Source organism: Salinifilum aidingensis, from assembly GCF_054782015.1.
The window spans coordinates 266,798-284,922 of sequence record NZ_BAAGTH010000002.1 but is presented as its reverse complement, the minus strand read 5'-3'; the positions used below and the strand labels follow the sequence as shown (position 1 = coordinate 284,922).

Annotated in this window: 20 protein-coding genes and 1 pseudogene; 10 read left to right on the top strand and 11 right to left on the bottom strand. The window is 72.7% G+C overall.

Features of this window, described 5'->3' with window-relative positions; genetic code table 11:
- The first annotated feature begins 95 nt into the window (after positions 1-95).
- The 5 genes from ACYVJE_RS04360 (at position 96) to ACYVJE_RS04340 (ending at position 5,388) form a co-directional block, all read left to right on the top strand.
- The gene (locus ACYVJE_RS04360) at positions 96-482 is read left to right on the top strand and encodes an SDR family NAD(P)-dependent oxidoreductase (RefSeq protein ID WP_461143533.1); all 387 of its coding nucleotides are present in this window, start codon (positions 96-98) and stop codon (positions 480-482) included.
- 71 nt (positions 483-553) lie between these two features.
- A complete protein-coding gene (locus tag ACYVJE_RS04355) occupies positions 554-1,339 on the top strand; it encodes an SDR family NAD(P)-dependent oxidoreductase (protein WP_461143373.1) in 786 nt (261 codons plus the stop codon).
- A gap of 214 nt (positions 1,340-1,553) precedes the next feature.
- Positions 1,554-2,270, top strand: coding sequence for a GntR family transcriptional regulator (locus tag ACYVJE_RS04350; protein WP_461143372.1), 717 nt, complete (start codon positions 1,554-1,556; stop codon positions 2,268-2,270).
- Between the two features lie 382 nt (positions 2,271-2,652).
- Positions 2,653-3,669, top strand: a complete 1,017-nt coding sequence (locus ACYVJE_RS04345) for a class I fructose-bisphosphate aldolase (RefSeq protein ID WP_459159625.1) — start codon at positions 2,653-2,655, stop codon at positions 3,667-3,669.
- Positions 3,670-3,957: 288 nt separating this feature from the next.
- Entirely contained in the window at positions 3,958-5,388 is a 1,431-nt protein-coding gene (locus tag ACYVJE_RS04340) for a phytoene desaturase family protein (protein ID WP_461143371.1), read from the top strand.
- 189 nt (positions 5,389-5,577) lie between these two features.
- On the opposite strand, the gene ACYVJE_RS04335 is transcribed toward ACYVJE_RS04340, so the two are convergent.
- The 5 genes and pseudogenes from ACYVJE_RS04335 to dctP all read right to left on the bottom strand — a co-directional run bounded on the left by ACYVJE_RS04335 (position 5,578) and on the right by dctP (position 8,372).
- Positions 5,578-5,829, bottom strand: a complete 252-nt coding sequence (locus ACYVJE_RS04335) for a hypothetical protein (RefSeq protein ID WP_461143370.1) — start codon at positions 5,827-5,829, stop codon at positions 5,578-5,580.
- Between the two features lie 319 nt (positions 5,830-6,148).
- Positions 6,149-6,405: pseudogene (locus tag ACYVJE_RS04330) on the bottom strand (TRAP transporter large permease subunit).
- A complete protein-coding gene (locus ACYVJE_RS04325; protein ID WP_461143369.1) occupies positions 6,360-7,085 on the bottom strand; it encodes a TRAP transporter large permease subunit in 726 nt (241 codons plus the stop codon). Before ACYVJE_RS04325 ends, ACYVJE_RS04330 begins: the two are co-directional and overlap by 46 nt.
- Positions 7,085-7,591 carry a TRAP transporter small permease gene (locus ACYVJE_RS04320; RefSeq protein ID WP_461143368.1) on the bottom strand — a complete coding sequence of 169 codons (507 nt, stop codon included), beginning with the start codon at positions 7,589-7,591 and terminating at the stop codon, positions 7,085-7,087. Before ACYVJE_RS04320 ends, ACYVJE_RS04325 begins: the two co-directional genes overlap by 1 nt.
- 43 nt (positions 7,592-7,634) lie before the next feature.
- Complete coding sequence (dctP, locus tag ACYVJE_RS04315; protein WP_461143367.1) at positions 7,635-8,372, bottom strand: TRAP transporter substrate-binding protein DctP; 738 nt, start codon at positions 8,370-8,372, stop codon at positions 7,635-7,637.
- Positions 8,373-8,574: 202 nt separating this feature from the next.
- Here dctP and ACYVJE_RS04310 point away from each other — a divergent pair, with 202 nt between their 5' ends.
- Entirely contained in the window at positions 8,575-9,060 is a 486-nt protein-coding gene (locus ACYVJE_RS04310) for a hypothetical protein (RefSeq protein ID WP_461143366.1), read from the top strand.
- Here ACYVJE_RS04310 and ACYVJE_RS04305 read toward each other — a convergent pair.
- The 5 genes from ACYVJE_RS04305 to ACYVJE_RS04285 form a co-directional block, all read right to left on the bottom strand.
- Positions 9,032-9,343 (bottom strand): monooxygenase, encoded by a 312-nt coding sequence (locus ACYVJE_RS04305; protein ID WP_461143365.1) that lies wholly within the window; start codon positions 9,341-9,343, stop codon positions 9,032-9,034. The two genes, ACYVJE_RS04310 and ACYVJE_RS04305, sit on opposite strands and share 29 nt — an antisense overlap.
- A gap of 89 nt (positions 9,344-9,432) precedes the next feature.
- Positions 9,433-10,050 carry a class I SAM-dependent methyltransferase gene (locus tag ACYVJE_RS04300; RefSeq protein WP_461143364.1) on the bottom strand — a complete coding sequence of 206 codons (618 nt, stop codon included), beginning with the start codon at positions 10,048-10,050 and terminating at the stop codon, positions 9,433-9,435.
- 440 nt (positions 10,051-10,490) lie between these two features.
- Positions 10,491-11,441, bottom strand: a complete 951-nt coding sequence (locus ACYVJE_RS04295; protein ID WP_461143363.1) for a M56 family metallopeptidase — start codon at positions 11,439-11,441, stop codon at positions 10,491-10,493.
- On the bottom strand, positions 11,438-11,809 hold the full coding sequence (locus tag ACYVJE_RS04290; protein WP_459159633.1) for a BlaI/MecI/CopY family transcriptional regulator: 372 nt from the start codon (positions 11,807-11,809) through the stop codon (positions 11,438-11,440). The genes ACYVJE_RS04295 and ACYVJE_RS04290 overlap by 4 nt, the downstream gene beginning before the upstream one ends.
- Before the next feature lie 154 nt (positions 11,810-11,963).
- Positions 11,964-12,875 carry a LysR family transcriptional regulator gene (locus tag ACYVJE_RS04285; RefSeq protein WP_459159634.1) on the bottom strand — a complete coding sequence of 304 codons (912 nt, stop codon included), beginning with the start codon at positions 12,873-12,875 and terminating at the stop codon, positions 11,964-11,966.
- Positions 12,876-12,946: 71 nt separating this feature from the next.
- Between ACYVJE_RS04285 and ACYVJE_RS04280 the strand changes: the two genes are divergently transcribed.
- Complete coding sequence (locus ACYVJE_RS04280) at positions 12,947-13,966, top strand: YeiH family protein (protein ID WP_461143362.1); 1,020 nt, start codon at positions 12,947-12,949, stop codon at positions 13,964-13,966.
- 109 nt (positions 13,967-14,075) lie between these two features.
- Entirely contained in the window at positions 14,076-14,765 is a 690-nt protein-coding gene (locus ACYVJE_RS04275; RefSeq protein ID WP_461143361.1) for a DUF1028 domain-containing protein, read from the top strand.
- Positions 14,766-14,832: 67 nt separating this feature from the next.
- On the opposite strand, the gene ACYVJE_RS04270 is transcribed toward ACYVJE_RS04275, so the two are convergent.
- On the bottom strand, positions 14,833-16,374 hold the full coding sequence (locus ACYVJE_RS04270; protein WP_461143360.1) for a PucR family transcriptional regulator: 1,542 nt from the start codon (positions 16,372-16,374) through the stop codon (positions 14,833-14,835).
- A 270-nt stretch (positions 16,375-16,644) separates the two neighbouring features.
- Here ACYVJE_RS04270 and ACYVJE_RS04265 point away from each other — a divergent pair, with 270 nt between their 5' ends.
- Positions 16,645-17,913 carry an NAD(P)/FAD-dependent oxidoreductase gene (locus ACYVJE_RS04265; protein WP_461143359.1) on the top strand — a complete coding sequence of 423 codons (1,269 nt, stop codon included), beginning with the start codon at positions 16,645-16,647 and terminating at the stop codon, positions 17,911-17,913.
- Between the two features lie 27 nt (positions 17,914-17,940).
- Positions 17,941-18,123 carry a hypothetical protein gene (locus ACYVJE_RS04260; RefSeq protein ID WP_461143358.1) on the top strand — a complete coding sequence of 61 codons (183 nt, stop codon included), beginning with the start codon at positions 17,941-17,943 and terminating at the stop codon, positions 18,121-18,123.
- Positions 18,124-18,125: the final 2 nt, after the last annotated feature.

Here is an 18,125-nt window from a genome sequence, read left to right as displayed (position 1 = left end):
GTGATCGGACGACCACCTGCGAACTTTCTTCCCGGGGCGTCCGAGGGAACCAGGAATCGTTCACGCGCAGTGAGAGCAGGAGGAAACGTGCGACGATTCGAACGTACGACTTCCATCGTGACCGGTGCGGCTCCATCGTGAACACGGCCTCGCAGTGGGGACTGTCCCCCGCACCGGGCCACATCGCGTACAACGTTTCCAAAGCAGCGGTCGTGGCGTTCACCAAGAGCTTGGCCCGCGACTACGCCCCCCACCACATCCGCGTCAACGCCGTCGCACCGGGGGAAATCCGCACACCCGTGCTCGAAGACAACCTGGCCCGCACCGGCAGGAGCACTGCCGATCTCGACGCGCGGGTTCCCTTCGGCCGAATCGGTCGACCGGAGAAAGTCGCTGCACTGGTGGCTTTCCTCGCTTCGGACGAGGCGCCCTTCATGTGCGGTTCGGTAGTGGAAATCACCGGCGCGCAAGCAGTGGGATGAGCAGGCCCGCGCGGAGCTGGCGATCTCGTTGCGAACTGCGCTGTTCCGACTGCGATCGAGGAGGACGACAAGTGGACTACGGCCTTGCGGGTCGCGGTGTCTTGATAGCCGGTGCGAGCGGTGGGATCGGTGCGGCGACGGCCGCAGCCTTCGCCGCTGAAGGAGCGCGAGTCGTCGTTCATTGCTTCCGGAACCGCGACCGCGCTGAGCGCCTCGCGGCCGCGACCGGTGGTCACGTGGTGCGGGGCGACCTCCGTCGCCCCGACGAGGCGGCGTCGGTCGTGGCCGATGCCGCCGCTGCGGTCGGAACCATCGACGTCTGCGTCGCCAACAGCGGTGGCTGGGAGGACGAGGACGTTCCCGTGTGGGAGATGTCCTTGGAGCGGTTCCACCGCGCGACCGAGGACAACTTGACGGCCCCGTTTCTGACGTGTCGCGAATACCTGCGCCACGTCGAAGGAACGGGGTGCGGGAACATCGTGCTGGTATCGTCCACCAGCGCGATCTTCGGGGAGGCGGGCAAAGCCGACTACGCGGCGGCGAAAGCGGCGCTGGCTTACGGCTTCGCCAGAACGCTCAAAAACGAAATCATCCGCATCGCGCCCGACGGCAGGGTCAACGTCGTCGCACCCGGCTGGACGTTGACCGATCAAGTGGGCACCTCCCTCGGTGACCGGGCGAGGCAACGCGCCACGGCCACGAGGCCCCTCAAGAAACTCGCGGCACCTGGGGATGTGGCCTCTGCGATCGTGTGGCTGGCATCTCCCACCGCATCCGCGATGTGCTCCGGTGAGGTGCTCACTGTCGCTGGCGGCATGGAAGGTCGTCTCGTCGTGGCGGGCCCGGAGGAGTTGTGAGCAGCTGCGAGGACGCCGTCGACGTTGCTTGCTGCGAACCCGCCGGTGCAGCGTCCGCTCAACCAGGAACGGCCGACCGGGCGCGCTCAGGCGCGGGGGCGGTGGGCCCGCACCGGCGTGCGGTGCGGATGACCGGGCCGCTCGCTGCTACTACGATGCGGTGAAGAGTGTCAAACAATCAGCCGTTCCGGCTGCTCGATGGGAAAGGACCGAGATGCCCCAGCCTTCGTCCGCGGCCGCCTCGGAGTCCGGCGCGGCGGACCAGCAGCTCTCCCCGGCACCGATCCTGTCCCGGCGGGACAGCGTCGCCCGGGAACTGCGCCGGGCCGTCGTCCGGGGACAGCTGCGGCCGGGGGACAAGCTGACCGAGGTCAACCTGTCGACGACGTTGGCCGTCAGCCGCCCCACCGTCCGCGAAGCGCTGAGCCAGCTGACGCAGGAGGGGCTGATCGTCCAGGAGCCCTACCGCGGTTTGCACGTGGCGAGCCTGGAACCCGCCGAGATCCTCGACATCGCCCGGGCCCGCCACGCGCTGGACATGCTCGCCGTGGACTGCGTCCTCGAGGACGACAGCGGTCGTCGCATGGCCGCTGTGCAGGAGTACTGGGCGGAGTTCTCCCGGTGGGAGGTCGATCCGGACCCCCTGACCCGGCACGAGGCGCACGTGGCGTTCCACCGCGGCATCTGGGTGGCGGCCGAGAACGCGATGCTGCTGCGGATGTGGCCGGTGACCGAAGCCCACCTGACCATCGCCCTGGCCCACGACCAGGCCATCCGCTCGGATCCTGCGCGGGCCAAGCGCGTGCACCACCGCCTGATCGACGCCTTGCTGTCGCGGGACCGCTCGCGGGCCGAGGCCGCTTTCGAGGAGCACACGATCGGCAGCGCGCGCGAACTCATCGCCATCATGGAGCAGGGGCAGCGGGAGTGAGCAACGGCGCGCTGGAACGGTCCAGCCGCGACGGTCGCGGGCAGTGGTGAACGGGCGGAACCGGCTGCCCTCGTACTCCGCGCGCAGGAGGAACCCGGGCCGCGAGCTGGGGTGAACAACCAGCGCAGACGGGCCCGTTCCGAGCGACCTGCGTTGAGGGCGGCATCCGTGATTGCCTACGCTGCGGGGCGGGTACCGGCGGGTTTCGCCGAGCGGGCGTCAGGGCAATTCCGCGACCGGCGGAACGACCGGCCCCGGCGAGCCCGGTGATCACCGGCAGCCGCGTCGCGCCGGTTCTGGTAAACAAACCAACGCCCCCGATGACACCTCCCGACTGGCGCAGGTGCGTCATCACCACGACAACACCGCAGGAGGAGCGCACATGCCGAGTGACGACATGCGGCTGGCAGCGCAGCAGATGGTGGCGCCCGGCAAGGGGATCCTCGCCGCCGACGAGAGCACCGGCACGATGAACAAGCGGCTCGAGGCCGAAGGCCTCGAGACCACCGAGGAGGTGCGCAGGCAGTACCGGGAGCTGATCGTGTCCACGCCGAAGCTCGGCGACTGGATCAGCAGCGTGATCCTCTTCGACGAGACGGTGCGGCAGACCTCCCAGGACGGCACCCCGCTGTACCGCATCGCGATCGACAACGGCGTGACCCCCGGCATCAAGGTCGACAGGGGCGCGAAGCCGCTCGCGGGCACCGAGGGCGAGAAGGTCACCGAGGGGCTGGACGGGCTGCGGGAGCGCCTCGAGGAGTACGCCCAGCTCGGGATGAAGTTCACCAAGTGGCGCGCCGTCCTCGACATCGGCGAGCAGCGCCCGAGTCCGCGGGCCATCCACGCCAACGCGCACGCGCTCGCCCGCTACGCCGCCCTGTCGCAGGAGGCGGGCCTGGTTCCGATGGTCGAGCCCGAGGTGCTCATGGACGGTGACCACTCCTTGGAGGCCGCCGAGGAGGCCACCACCAGCACGCTGCGGCGGGTGTTCGACGAGCTGGCCGTGCAGGGCGTCGAGCTCGAGGCGATGATCCTCAAGCCGAACATGGTCGTCGCGGGCAAGGGCCACCCCGTGCAGCCCAGCGAGGGCGAGATCGCCGACGCGACGGTGCGCGCGCTGCAGCGCACGGTGCCACCGGCGGTGCCGGGCATCGCGTTCCTCTCCGGTGGCCAGAGCGACGAGACGGCCACCGTCAACCTGAACGCGATCAACCAGCGCGGCCCGTTGCCGTGGCAGGCCACCTTCTCCTTCGGACGCGGGCTGCTCGCGCCCGCGCTGCACGAGTGGGCCGGCAAGAGCGACAACGTCCAGCCGGCGCAGGAGGCGCTGGCCCGTCGTGCGCAGCTCAACGCGGCAGCGCGGGACGGCCGCTACGAGCCCGGGCAGGAGCGGGGCTGAACCGCGGCCGGAAGCGGTCCTGGACCACCAGCCGCGCGGCGGTGATCCGCGCACCGCGCTCCGTCCGCAGGTGAGATCCGGGGTCGAGGCGTTTCCTGCGGCGCTGGTGGCTTCCGCGCTTCGGGCGGCGGAGGAGTGCAGGGCTTCGTGCGGTCCCGGGGCTCGTCCGGCGAGCCCCGGGAGGACCTCGCCGAGGCGGCGTTGCTCCGGCCCCGGCAGGCGCGGTGGCTACCCCCGGGGCGCGGCGGCGCAGCACCGTGGGGCCGGCTCGGCGGTGGGGAGTTCGGCATGAGCACGGCGACGGTCGTGGGTGCTGGGCCCAACGGGCTCGCTGCCGCCCTCGTTCTGGCGCGGGCGGGGGTGCGGGTCACGGTGCTCGAGGCCGCGGCCGAAGTGGGCGGTGGCACGCGCTCCGGCGAGGCGCTCCTGCCCGGGCTGGTCCACGACCACTGCTCGGCGTTCCACCCCCTGGCCGCGGGCTCGGGCTTCCTGCGGGAACTGGGGTTGGAGCGCTACGGCCTGCAGTGGCGGCTCGCCGAGGTGGACTGCGCCCACCCGCTGGACGACGGTACCGCGGGGGTGCTGCACCGCTCCGTCGCCGAGACCGCTGCTGGTCTCGGTGCGGACGGTGCCCGCTGGTCGCGGATGTTCGCCGGACCGGCCGGCGAGTACGAGGCGTTGGCGGAGGACGTCCTCGGGCCGCTGCTGCGGGTTCCGCACCACCCGCTGCGCCTCGCGCGCTTCGGGGCCCGGGCGGTGCTGCCGGCGTCGGTGCTGGCGGGGGTGTTCGAGGGGGAGGCGGCGCGGGCCCTGTTCGGCGGGGTGGCGGCGCACGCGTTGCACCCGTTGCACCGGCCGCTGAGCTCCAGCATCGGGCTGGGAATCCTCGCGGCCGGGCACCGGCACGGCTGGGCGGTCGCCGCCGGGGGGTCGCGGTCGATCACGGAGGCGATGGCGGGGTTGCTGCTCGACCTGGGCGGCAGGATCGAGACCGGTGTGCGTGTGCGCTCGGCCTCCGACCTGCCGGCGGGGGAGGTGACGGTGTTCGACCTCGCCCCCACGGCGGTGGCCGACATCCTGGGGGAGCGGTTGCCGCCGCGCGTGGCGCGGGCGTATCGGCGGTTCCGCTACGGCCCGGGAGCGTTCAAGGTGGACTTCGCGGTCGAGGGGGGTGTGCCGTGGACGGCCGAGCCGGCCCGGCGGGCGGGCACCGTGCACGTCGGTGGCACCTTCGCCGAGGTGGCCGCGGCGGAACGCGCCGTGCACGCGGGCAGGATGCCGCAGCGCCCGTTCGTGCTGGTCGGCCAGCAGTACCTGGCCGATCCGCAGCGGTCGGTGGGAACCGTGCATCCGGTGTGGAGCTACGCGCACGTCCCCAACGGCTACACCGGTGACGCGACCGGGGCGGTCATCGCGCAGATCGAGCGCTTCGCCCCCGGTTTCCGGGAGCGGATCGTGGGCAGCGTGGTGCGCACGCCGCGCGGGTTCGCCGCGGACAACCCGAACTACGTCGGCGGCAACATCATGACCGGGGCGAAGAACGCCCCCCAGCTCGTCTTCGGTCCCCGCACCACGCTCGCGCCCTACGACGTGGGGGTGCCGGGGCACTTCCTCTGCTCGGCGGCGACCCCGCCCGGCCCGGGCGCGCACGGCATGTGCGGTGCGCACGCCGCGGAGCGGGCCCTGCGCTACCTGCGCGGCGGCGGGCACCGCCCCTGAGGCTCCGCGGCCGCCGAGCAGCACCGCCCTGGGCACGCCCATCGCCCCACGACCAGCTGCGAGAACTCCGCCGCGGTTGGCCGCTGCGGACTCAGCTGCAGACGCGCACGGGGCGCACGGGCGCGGCAGGGGAGCGCTGACTGCGCTCACGTGAAGCGCCTCCGCGTCAGGGCTCACCTCGCCTCCGCGTCAGGGCTCACCTCGCCTCCGCGTCAGGTAGGCGATGCTGGCGTCTACCGAGGCGATGAGCTCCTGATTCTCGGCCAGGTCGTGATCGAGCGTGCTGAGCACTCGTCGCGTCGCGTCCGGTGACTGCGCCAGCGTCCGCAGCTCGGCGGCACGGGGATCCCGGACGTCCTCCGTGCGCAGGTGGATCAGCCAGCCCGCCAGGGCGGCGGTCGCGCCGTCCGGGAGCCGTCCTCGGTGCCGTTCGGCCCGCAACACCGGCAGGATCCGCGCCGGCAGCTTCTGCGAACCGTCGGCTGCGGATCTGCAGCAGGTTGTGCCGAATGCCGCGCGAGGCGAAGCGCTGCAGGAGCCGTTGCCGGTACTCGGCCAGGTCGGCGGTTGCGGGGGAGGCGTGCCGTGCGGCGGCCTGCCACCAGGACTCGAGCAGCTCAGCGAGCACGGGGTGCTGCACCGCCTCGTCGACGCTCGTGCCGCGTCGCGCGTCCGCTGAGGGGTGAGCAAGGCCGGTCGGGCCCCTCCGCCCCGCGGGGGAGTGCGTACGCGGTGGCCCGCTGACCGGGCTCCGGCGCCATCAGCCTCCCGAGAGCAGGTCGAGCTGCTCCGGGAGCCACAGGGACAGCCCCGGGACGAAGACGACCACCAGCAGCACGGCGGTCAGCACCGCGAAGAAGGGGGCGAGGCGCCGGATGACCGGTTCGATCCGCTGCTGCCCGACCCGGGAGGCGATGAACAGGACGTTGCCCACCGGGGTGTGATCGTCCCGAGGCTGAGGCTGAACACGATCACGGTGCCGAAGTGCACCGGGTCGATGCCGAATTCCTGGACGATCGGCAGGAAGATCGGCGTGAAGATGAGGATGGCCGGCGCAGGGTCACGCGTTCGGTCCCCTCGAGCCCGCTGCGGTTCCGGGAGTGCGCGAGCACGACGAGCATGCAGGCCAGCGCCCACAGCAACCCGGGACCGTATCCCGCCACGAAAAGCGCGGCGACCGAGCTTCCGCTGACGAGCGAGTACACGATGAACGTGTTGCTGGGCGGGAGCAGCATTCCTGCCGGTGCGGACGCCGCGTTCACCGCCGTGGAGAAGGCGGGGTCGTAGCCTTCCCTCTCCTGCCGCGGTCCCATCGCGCTGCCCACCGCCGCGGCAGAAGCCACCGCAGCGCCGCTGACCGATCCGAACATCGCATTGGCCACCACGTTGGTCTGCGCCAGCGACGCCGGCATCCGTCCGACGAGGACCTTGGCCGCGTCTATGAGACGGCCCGCGATGCCGCCGTTGTTCATCAGGACCCCGGCCAGCACGAAGAACGGGATCGCCAGCGGGGTGAACGAGCTGGTGCCCGAGGCGATCTGCTGGGAGGCCACGAGAACGGCGTGGTCGGCTCCGAGCACCGCGATCGCCGCCACGGTGCAGGACAGCCCGATCGCGACGGCGACCGGCACGCCGAGCAGGATCAGGCTGCTGATGCCGATGAGCAGGACGAACCCTGCGAGCATTGCTGGATCCATCACTGCTCCTCGACTTCTCCGGCCGCGTCCTCGGCCTCGAACGGCGCTTCTTCCCCCCGCAGGATCGCGAGCGCGTGGTGGAGGGCGTACGCCGCGATGATCACCCCGGTGATCGGCATGACGACGTAGACGATTCCCAGGTGCCCCGGCAGTGCTGTCAGGCGCTGGCCCCAGGCCACGCTCGTGAGGCGCGCTCCGCCCCACACCAGTGCCAGGGCGGAGAAGGCGAGGACGGCCAGCTGGACCAGCGCGGCGACGACGCGCCGGGGCCGGGCGGGGAACTTCCGGACGAACACGTCGACGGCGATGTGCCCGCGCTCGGAGAACACGAGGGCGGCGCCGAACATCCCGAGCCAGACGAACACGTACTTGGCGAGCTCCTCGGACCAACTGCTGGGCTCGCCGAGCACCTGACGGGTGAACACCTGCCAGCTCACCGTGACGACCAGCAGCGCGAACAGGGTCACGCAGACGGCGGCGAGGGCTCTGTCGGAGATCCTCTTCATCGCTCTCACCTCCGGTCCCGCGAGGTCGTTGCCCGTTGCCGGATCACGGCGCTGCCGCCCGGGTCTTCTCGTAGATCCGGCGCGCAGTGGAGCTGGCGGTGCTCAGCCGCCGCTCGGTCAGCGGTGCGAGGGCTTCGCGGAAGGCGGCCTCGTCGACCTCGTTGTTCTCCGCCCCGTCGAGCACCCCTGACTGCAGCGCCGTGTAGACCTCGCCGTAGGCCATCGGGGTGGCTGAGCCGCCCATCACGTCGATCATGTCGGAATGCACCTCGCTCTCCTGCACCCGGATCTTCTGACCTGCCAGGTCGGCGGGCTCCACGACGGGGCCGCGGGAGCTGTAGATGCTGCGCGCCCCCTGGGTGAATCCGCCGAGCACGGTCAGGTCCCTGCGTTCCAGCGAGGAGCGGAGACCGCCGACGATGTCCGGGTCGGTGATGACCTCCATCTGGTGCTCGATGGAGTCGAAGGTGTGGGGCAGGTTGAACACGGTGAAGTCGGGGTTGAGGTTCTCCAGCTGGGTACCGGAGACGATCGCCAGGTCGACGCTGCCGTCACTGGTCAACTGCAGGGATTCCTGCTGGTCGCCCAGGCTCTCGTTGGGGTGGACGTCGATGTTCCACCGCCCCCCGGTGCGTTCGCGGACCCGTTCGCCGAAGTTCTCCAGCGCGGCGGAGGAGGGGTGGTCCTCGGACTGGTTGAGGGCCAGGCGCAGCGTTCCGCCGCTCTTCCCGCCGGTGTGCTCGCCGCCGGCCTCGCCGCGGGACCCGCACCCGGCCAGCACCAGCAGGAGGACGCCGAGCGCGGCCGCGAACGGGGGCGGCTTGCCGGCCGGCCCCTCCGGACCCGGGTCGCGCCCGCGAGCAGTTCCCTACTACGGTAGGTAGTAATCAATTCGGTGCCGCAGCAGCGGCTGCGCCGCTCCCCGCCGCTTCCGAGGCGGAGGCCCGGGCATGCGGTCCGCGGACGGAGGAAGGCGGTGCGCGATGCGCATGTGGACGGTGCGGCAGTGGGTCGTCGCGGGCGTCTCGGCGACGGCGGTAGCTCTGCTCATGGGGCTCGCCACCGCGATCATCGAGAACCCGGTCTTCGTGCGGATGATTCCCACGCCGTGGTGGGCCTACCCGGTGTGGATCCTCACGTCGGTGCTGCTCGGGCTGCTCGTCGGGACGTACGTCGCTCCGCAGGGCCCGGGGGAGGGGGTGCGGCCGCGGCAGCACCAGCGCCGCGGCCTCGGAGCCGGGGTGCTGGCCTGGTTCGCCGTCGGGTGCCCCACGTGCAACGTGCCCGTGGTGCTGGCGGTGGGGGCCAGCGGAGCGGTGACCTGGTTCCAGCCGCTGCAGCCGGTGCTGGCGGTGCTGTCCCTGGCCCTGCTCGGCACCGCGCTGCGCAGCCGCTTGCGCAGCGCCCGGAGCTGCCCGGTACCTGCTCCTGCGGCGGGGTCTACTCCTGCGGCAGGGGAGCGTGGTTGATCGCCGACAGGGCCTCGTTGATCTCGAAGATCTTGCCGGTGACGCCGGTGATGCCGAACCCGTTCAAGCGCTCGGTGTGCTTGTTCAGGTAGCGCTGCGCGTCCTCGTGCGAGGCGAACAGGTAGATGCCGCCGGCTTCGGCCGCGTGCCGGTTTTCCGTCCAGATCTTCCAGAGGAAGCCGGGTTCGTCGTTGATGCTCTCGGCGAGTTCCGCGAACGCGTCGGTCATCGCCGCTCCGAACGGGCCCTGCGTGGGGAAGTCCACTTGCAGCAGGTGGGGCATGAGCTCTGCTCCTTCGCCGGTCGTCGCCCCGCGCCGGTGCCGCTCCCGCCGCTTTCCGCATCCGGGAGCGGCCGCCGGTGCGGGAAGTCTCAGGATTCGGCGTCGCGCCGGAGCTCGACGAGGACGTCGAGCGCGGGCCGGGGTTGCTCGGCGACGACCCGCTCGCGCATGCCGGCCGCCGTGGCCGTGAGGTCCTCCCGGTCGGCGAGGTCGGCGAGCACGTCGTGCTCGTCGTAGAGCACGGCCGGGTCCGGAGGCCCGCCGACTCCCCGGGTGAAGTTGTCGCTGTGGTGGCCGATCACCAGCAGCGTGCCGCCGGGGGCCAGGGCTGCTGCGGCGCGCTGCAGCGCGGTGCGCCGCTGGTCGGCGGGCAGGTGCAGGTAGACGACGAGGACCAGGTCGTACTGGCCGTCGGGGGTGTAGGACAGGAGGTCGGCGACCTCCCACCGCACCCGCTCGGCCGCAGCGGCGTCGCGCTCGTTCGCGAGTTCGCGGGCCTTGTCCACGCCCACGGGGGAGAAGTCGACGGCGGTCACCCGCCACCCGCGTTCGGCCAACCAGAGGGCGTTGCGCCCTTCGCCGGAGGCCAGGTCCAGGGCACGCCCGGGTGGGAGATCCGCGGTGTGCTGCTCGACCCACCGGTTGGGCCCGGAGGTCCACAGCAACGCCGTCTCGCGGTAGCGCTGGTCCCAGTCGTGGGCTTCCACGTCGTCACCTCTTTCGCGCGGGTTCCTGCTCCTGCCCCCTCCACTGCCGCGAACGTGCCCGCTTCCCGGAGCATTCCCCGGGCCCTTCGGAGCGTTCCCCGGGCCCTCCGGAGCATCCCCGGGCAGCCGCTCGGCGGCTCCCGCCGGTGCCGCTGGACCCCTCCCGGTGAGGAACACCTCCGGCGCTCACCGCGCCGCGGCGCCGGGCCCGCGACCGGCTCGGCAGTCCGCGGCCGCCGCGGGCCGGCCCAGCCGGCCTCACCGGCGCGAGACCCGTTCGCGATGGGCACGGCGGAGCCGAGCAGTCCGATGCCGGGGTCCGGCGGCCTCCTCGGCCCGTTCGACGGTCGGGGTGAGCTCTGGCAGGGGTTGGGCGCCCATGCCGCGCTCCGCCCCGCGGAGTTACTACGGATCATCGCAACTGCGGCGGAACGCAGTGCTCACCCGGGGGAGCCGAGACCCAGGCACAGCACCAGGACGAGACCCGCGATGGCCCCGACTCCGAGCACGGTCGGTGAGAGCGAGGCCAGCACCGCCACCGCGTAACCGGCGCGGTGGCGCACACCTCCCCGGTCCTGGCGGCGCTGCGGATCCAGCCAGTGCAACCGCAGCGCCACCGCCTCCCGGGACATGGCCAGCGATCCGGCGGGAACGAGGTCAGCGCTGACCGCGCGCAGCGCGGCCCGGACCCCGTCGCGGCCGCAGGCCCGAGCCGCCGCGGCATCGGCGGAGAGCTCCACCAGCACCCGCACCGCCGGGGGAGCGGCGCGGAACAGCGGTACGAACGGCAGCGACCGGGCCAGCACCTCCACCAGCAGCACCAGGCCGTGATGCCGTCCGCGCAGGTGTGCGCGTTCGTGCGCGAGGATCGCGCGCCGCGTCCCCGGAGCCAGCCGGGCGACGCCGGTGGTGGCCACGATCGCTCCCGCGCGCCCTCCGATGCTGTAAGCCGCGGGCGTGTCCTCGCGCAGCCAGAACAGCGGGTCGTGCTCGTCGGGATCGGTCTTGCCGAGCAACCGCAGCGCCGTCAGGTGCCGGTGCTGGTGCTCGGAGTTGCGCCTGCCCGCGCGGACGGCCACGAACGCGGTGCGCAGCACGGCGGCCAGCACCACCGCGATCCCGGTGAACCGCAGGATCGTCTCCCCCAGGTACTGCCCGGTGTTGACGCAGGCGGTGGCCATGCCGATGAGGCCGTCGGCGGTGGAGGAGTGCGGCACGGCCAGCAGGGCCGCCCCCGCCGCGGCGGAAGCGGCCACGGCCAGCACCGAGGCGATCCAGCCGGTCAGCGCCAGACCGGGGCGGATGCGGGGGGACACGGTCCCCCGCAGGTACACCGGTCCGAGCGCACCGACGAGCACTGCCGTGGCCAGCATCCCCAGCGCGAGGGTCATGCGTCACCGTCACCGTTCTGCTCGCTGTCCAGGGCACGGCGCAGCAGCTGCGACTCCCTGTCGGACGCCGATCGCGCGAAGTGCAGCAGCACGGACTCCGCGTCCCCGGAGGACTCGAGCACCTCGCGCAACAACCCGGCCCCGGCCTCCTCGCGGCTGCGCGCCGGGGTGTAGCTGTAGGCCCTGCCCGCCTTGGCGCGTTGCACCCACCCCTTGGTGTGCAGGTGGTCGAGCACGGTCATCACCGTGGTGTAGGCGAGTTGCCGGTCCTCGGCGAGCCGTTCCAGCACGTCCCGCACCCGCAGCGGCTCACCGGCCGCCCACAGCACGTCCATGACCTTCAGTTCCAGCTCACCCAACCCGAGCACGTGGACGAGTCTAACCGTCCCGGGCGGAGGTCCGGGCACGTGCGCGGAAGTGGTCCGCTGCGCTCGGCGGAGCCGCGGCCGCGCGGGGGTGGGCACCGTCACTCGCGGCGCCTCGCCGGGGCGCGGCCGCGGGCCGGCGAGGGGCCCGGGCGGGTCATCCCCGTGCTGATCGTTTGCGCGCGGCGTGGGCGAGGAGCATCTCAGCAGGTGGCCCGGGAGGGTGCTCGGCGTGCCACACCACGCGCATCGTCCGGCCGAGGTCCATGCCCGTCGTCGGCACCTCGACCAGCGCGCGGTTGGCGATGTCGTTGGCGACCACGAGCCTGCTGATCAGCGCCGGGCCGCCGCCCGAGATGACCGTGCTGCGGATCGCCGCGCTCGAGCCCAGTTCGAGCAGCGGTGGGACCAGCCGCTCGCCCGAGGCGGAGATCGCGCGCTCCGCGGTGTCCCGCGTGCCGGAACCTTCTTCGCGGCTGATCAGCGGCGTGCGCGCCAACTCGCCCACCGTGACCGGGCGTCGGCGCCTGCCCCACGGGTGGTCCGGTGCCACGACCAGCACCAACCGGTCTTTCGCCACCGCCCGGTGGCGCAGCCCGCCGAGCCCGCCCGGCGACTCGATGAAGCCGAGGTCCACCGACTTCGCGCGCACCAGGTCGCACACCTCCGCCGAGTTGGTGACCTGCAGCCCGACGTGCAGCTCCGGGTCCGCCCGGCGCAACTCGCCGAGCCAGATCGGCAGCAGGTGCTCGGCGACGGTCATGCTCGCCGCGATGGTGAGGTGCGCAGCGCTCTCGCGACGCAGCGCTTCCGCGCCGTCGGTCAGCACCTTGAGCTCGTCCAGCACGCGCTGCGCCCACCCGGTGACCAGCTCGCCGGCCTCGGTGAGCGTCGATCCGCGCTGGCTGCGGTCGAGCAGGCGGACCCCGAGCCTGCGTTCCAGCAGGCCGATCCGCTTGCTGACCGCGGGTTGGCTGATCCCGCCCTCCCGGGCGGCAGCGGTCAGGCTTCCGCAACTGCTGACCTGCACGAGCATCTGCAGCGATTCGAGGTCCGGCACCCTGCTCATAACGACAGGTTATGGCCTCGAACCGAATCGACGTCTGCCGAGGTTCGGCCCGCTCGGCGAGGGTCGGGTCCATGACCATCACTGGAAGGGAACCCGGCAGTGGACGACGGGCGGCCGCCGAGCTCCGCTCGCTGCTGCCCGGACTGGCAGTCGCGGCGATCGGCACCGCCATCGCCTTCGCGGTGAACACGCTGCTGCCCGCCCTGAGCGCGCTGACCACCGCGGTCGTCCTGGGCGTGCTGGTGGGCCGGTTCCTCCCGGAGCCGACTCGCAAGGGGCTGGACTGGACGACGAAGAAGCTCCTGCGGATCGGGGTCGTCCTGCTGGGGCTGCAGCTCGGGCTCGGCGACGTGCTCGGGCTGGGCCTCGGCACGTTCCTCGCCGTGTGCGCGACCGTGCTGATCGCCTTCTTCGGCACCCTCGCCCTGGGGAACCTGCTGGGCGTGTCGCGCGGGCTGACCTTGCTGGTTGCCACGGGCTTCTCGATCTGCGGGGCCTCGGCCATCGCCGCGGTGGACAGCGTCACCGAGACGGACAGGGAAGACGTGGCCACCGGGATCACCCTGGTCACCCTCTACGGCAGCGCGGCGATCGGGCTGGTGCCGCTGATCGGGTCCGGGCTCGGGCTCGTCCCGGAGCAGCTGGGGATCTGGGCGGGGCTGAGCGTGCACGAGGTGGCCCAGGTGGTCGCAGCGGTCTCACCGGCCGGGGCCGCCGCGGTGGGACTCGCGGTGGTCGTGAAGCTGACCCGCGTGGTGCTCCTCGCACCGGTGGTGGCGGGGGTGAGCGTGGTGGAACGCCGCCGGGGGCGCACCGGTGCGGGCGAGCGGCCCCCGCTGGTGCCGCTGTTCGTGGTCGGCTTCCTGCTGCTGATGGTGGTGCGCTCCACCGGCCTCGTTCCGGACGCGGTGGTGTCCGCGTCCTCGCTGCTCACCACGTGGCTGTTCGCCGCTGCGCTGTTCGGCCTGGGCAGCGGGGTCCGGTTGGGGGCGCTGCTGCGCACCGGGCGTCGAGGCCTCGCCCTCGGGGGGCTGTCGACGGTGCTGGTCGCCCTGGTGGGCCTCGGCGTTCTCGCGGTGACCGGTGCCTGAGCGGTTCCCGCGGCGGGGCGTGCGCGCACGGGCCGCCGGTCTCGGCGGTGTGCGGGGGCGACGAGCGGGGCAGGGGTGGGGCTGGGTGGCTCGCTGTAGCATCGGTCCGATGCGTGCGGGTACGTTCTCGATCGTCGCCTGCGACATCGCGGCCGGGATGTGCGGTGTTGCGATGAGCACGCGGATGCCGGCGATCGGCGGCTTGGCGGTGTTCGCCCACGCCGCTGCGGGGGCGATCGCGACGCAGGCGCTGGTCAACCCGCTGGCAGGTGCGGACGGTCTGGAACTGCTCCGGGAGCACTCGGCGGAGGAGGCGCTGGCGCGCGTCCGCGGTGCGGACCCCGCTGCGGAAGCGCGGCAGGTGGCCGTGGTGGACAGCTCGGGCCGTGCCGCCGTCCACACCGGATCGGAGACCCAGCCGTGGAGCGGTCACCGCTCGGGCGACGGCTACGCGGTGGCGGGCAACACCCTCGTCGACGGGGGCACCGTGGATTCCATGGCCGACCGGTTCGAGGGGTCTGCGGGGGACTCGCTGGCGGAACGGCTGCTCACCTCGCTGGAGGCGGGGCAGGAGGCCGGTGGGGACCGGCGGGGCAAGCAGAGCGCCGCGTTGTACGTCCACAGTGGTCACCCGTATCCGTACCTGGACCTGCGGGTGGACGAGCACCCCGATCCGGTCGCCGAGCTCCGCCGGGTCTACGAGGTCGCGAAGCGGGAGCTGCTGCCGTTCGTGGAGGCGCTGCCGACGCGCGCTCGTCCCGCGGGCGCGTTCGAGCGGCTGCTCGGCGGCGAGCCGTGATCACTGCTGCGCTGCTCGCGGGTCGGCCGGGAGCGCGAAGAAGCGCGAGCGCGGACGGCAGCGCCGATCACGCGGTCTCGGCGTCGACGGCGAGTGCGATCAGCATGGCCAGCCGCTCGTCCGGGTCGTCGAGGTGCAGAGTGGTGATCTCGTGCATCTTGCGGATGCGGTAGCGCACGGTGTTGGGATGCACCTCGAGACGTCTGGCGGCGACGGCGAGGTCTGCTTGGGCCTGCAGCCACACGCGCAACGTGGGCAGGTAGGAGGTGGCGTGCGCGGTGTCGTGCCGGGCGAGGTCGGCGAGGGGGCCGCGCGCGGGGACGCGCCCGGACGCGGCAGCGGTGCGCAACCGCTGCAGCAGGATCTGGTCCCACGACTCGTCGTAGCTGACCACCGGAGCGGAGTCCGCCCGGTCCGCGTGCAGCGCCATGCTCTCCTCGGCTTCGTTCTTGCTGGTCGGCAGCTGGCTGGGCGCGGCAGGCGCGCCGATGCCGGCGGCGATCGTGACGTGCTCGGGCAGGCTCGCGGTGGTGGTCCGCACCCACTCCCGCGCTGGGGCGGGGTCGTCACCGCAGGGCAGGACCGTGTAGACGGTGTTGCCGAACAGCGCGCTGCGCCCCGGGCGCGACCAGCCGAAGCCGGTGGTCGCGCGCTCGAAGGCGAGCAGGACCGCCGCGTGCCGCTCGCCGCGGGCGTGCGCCTGCAGAGCCACCACGCGGAACGGACCGGAACCGAGGCCGAGCTTCCCGAGCGCCGTGGTCGTGTCCGGGTCGGCTTCGAGCAGTTGGATGACCAGTTCGGACTCGACCTGCCTCTCCAGGTCGGCGCTGACGCGCGAACGCAGCAGGTGCAGCGCCACGGTGCGGGCGCTGTCCCGCAGGATCCGAGCGCCCTGGTCGGACAGCGGAGCCGCGCAGGCGACCCACAGCGATCCCAGGAGCTCGCGCCCCGCCCGGACGGCGATGACCGTGCGTCCGCCCAGTCCGTGGCGGGGTGAGGCGGGCACGAACAGCGGCTCGTCGGAGGTGGACAGGTGGGTGAACACCCCGCGCTCGGTGAACAGCCGGCAGATGGCCTCGGGAACGCGCCGGCCGAGGATCGTCTCGTGCCGCGCGGAATCGACCTCCTGCTGCAGGCTCGAGTAGGCCATCACGCGCGAGAGCCGGTCCTCGACCGTGACCGACCCCTCCACCGCGGCGGCGATGGTGTCCGCGAGGGCGAACAGGTCGCTGGGGCCCCGTCCCGCCTCCGTTTCCCGGCCTTCGAACACCAGGCCGTAGACGATCTCGGCGAGCTGGTTCCACGACACCGCGGTGTCGACGACCAGGGTGATGACCCCGTGCTGTTCGCCGCTCCGGTGGAGTTCGTCGACGACGTCGGACTCGCCGCGCAGCAGCACCACGAGGGCGTGCGCCGCGGCGGCGAGCTCCACGGCGCGACGCGGCGACTCCACTCCGACTGCGAGGAACACGTCCCCGGCCGGAGGCGCGGCCTCGGTCGGGTCGTGCATGGCGATGCTGCGCAGCTCGGCCTCGCGCGCCGCACCCGGCCCGACCAGGCGGACACCGCAACCGCCGAGAACGGTGATCAGCCGATCCAACTTGACCACGTGTACACGCCTCCTGCACGTTGCGCGGCACCCGGACTCACCGGCGTCCCCTGCCGGGACTGTACGCACGCGGTTCGGTGCCCGGCCGGCGGACCGCGCCCCCGGTGGACCGCCCGCCGCGGTCACCTCCGCCCGGGCGCCGAACCGCCGCTGTTTGACGCGAACGAACAAGCTCCTCGGTACCGATTGTTCGCCCGGTACAACCCGCGCGGGCGCTTCCTCGGACATCCTCGGCGGGGAGGAAGCCGTGTCCGGACGTGGAGGGTGAGCATGGAGTGGGATGGCGCGCGCACGAGCGGAGGTCCGCGCACCGCCGTGGTGGTCGGTGCCGGGGCTGTCGGGCTCTCGACGGCGTGGTTCCTGCAGGAGCGCGGTGTCGAGGTGACCGTTCTCGATCGTCGCGGAGTCGCCGCCGGGGCCTCCTGGGGCAACGCGGGACTGCTCTCCCCCGGGTTGGCGGTGCCGCTGAACGAGCCGGCCGTCCTGCGGTACGGGTTGCGCTCGCTGCTGGATCCAGGTGCCCCGCTGCACGTTCCGCTCTCGTGGAACCCCGGCTTGTGGCGGTTCCTGCTGCAGTTCGCGGCCCGCTGCACCTGGGGCGGCTGGAACCGGGCGATGCGCGCCAACCTGCCGCTGAACGCCGAGTGCCTGGAAGCCTTCGACGTGCTCACGGCCAACGGCGTGCAGGCGCCGACGGTCGAAGCGCCGATCACCGCCCTGTTCGAGACGCGCCGGCAGGCCACCGGTCTGCTGCACGAGTTCCGGCGGTTGTCGCAGGCCGGCCAGGAAGTCGAGCACGCAGCGCTGACCGCCGACGAGGTGCGCGCGCGGATGCCGCAGGTCTCCGAGCGCATCGGTGCCGGGATCCGGCTGGACGGGCAGCGTTTCGTCGATCCCGGCGCGTTCGTCGCAGCGCTGGCGGAATCGGTGCGGGAGCGGGGCGGCACGATCCGCGCGGGATTCGACGTGGCCGACGTGCACCGCCGCGACCGCGGCGTGACCGCCACGTCGCACGCGGGGGAGGGCCTCACCGCGGAGGTGGCCGTGCTGGCCACCGGCTCGTGGTTGGGCCAGCTCGTCCAACCCCGGCGGCTGCGGGCACCGGTGCGGGCCGGACGGGGGTACTCGTTCACGGTCCCGACCGATGAGCCGGTTCCCGGCCCGATGTACCTGCCCGGGGTGCGCGTGGCCTGCACCCCCTACCGCGGCGGTCTCCGGGTCGCGGGCACGATGGAGTTCCGCGACTCCGACGACGCGCTCGACCCGGCGCGGATCGAGGCGATCATCGCCTCCGCACGCCCGTACCTCACCGGGGTCAGGTGGGACGAGCGCACCGACGAATGGGTGGGCCCCCGCCCGGTGACCCCGGACGGCTACCCGCTGATCGGGTCGTTGACCTCCGACGCGAGCATCTACGTGGCCGGGGGGCACGGCATGTGGGGACTCACCCACGGGCCGGTCACGGGACGGATGCTCGCCGAGGCCGTCACCACGGGCAAGCGCAGCGAGGCGCTCCGCGCGTTCACCCCCGTCCGCTGAACCCCGCCGCGCCCGAAGGGAGCTGCCATGTGCGGAGCAGAGCGCTCCGAGCGGCGCGACCCGCCCGCCGCGGACGAGCGGGCGGAACTGGACTGGCTGCGGACCGAGAACGCGCTCCTGCGCACCGAGCGGGACGTGCTGCTGCGGATCGCCACCGAATTCGCCGAGGACGCCGGGTTCCTCCCGGCCGGCTGGGGCGGGGGCGGCTGACA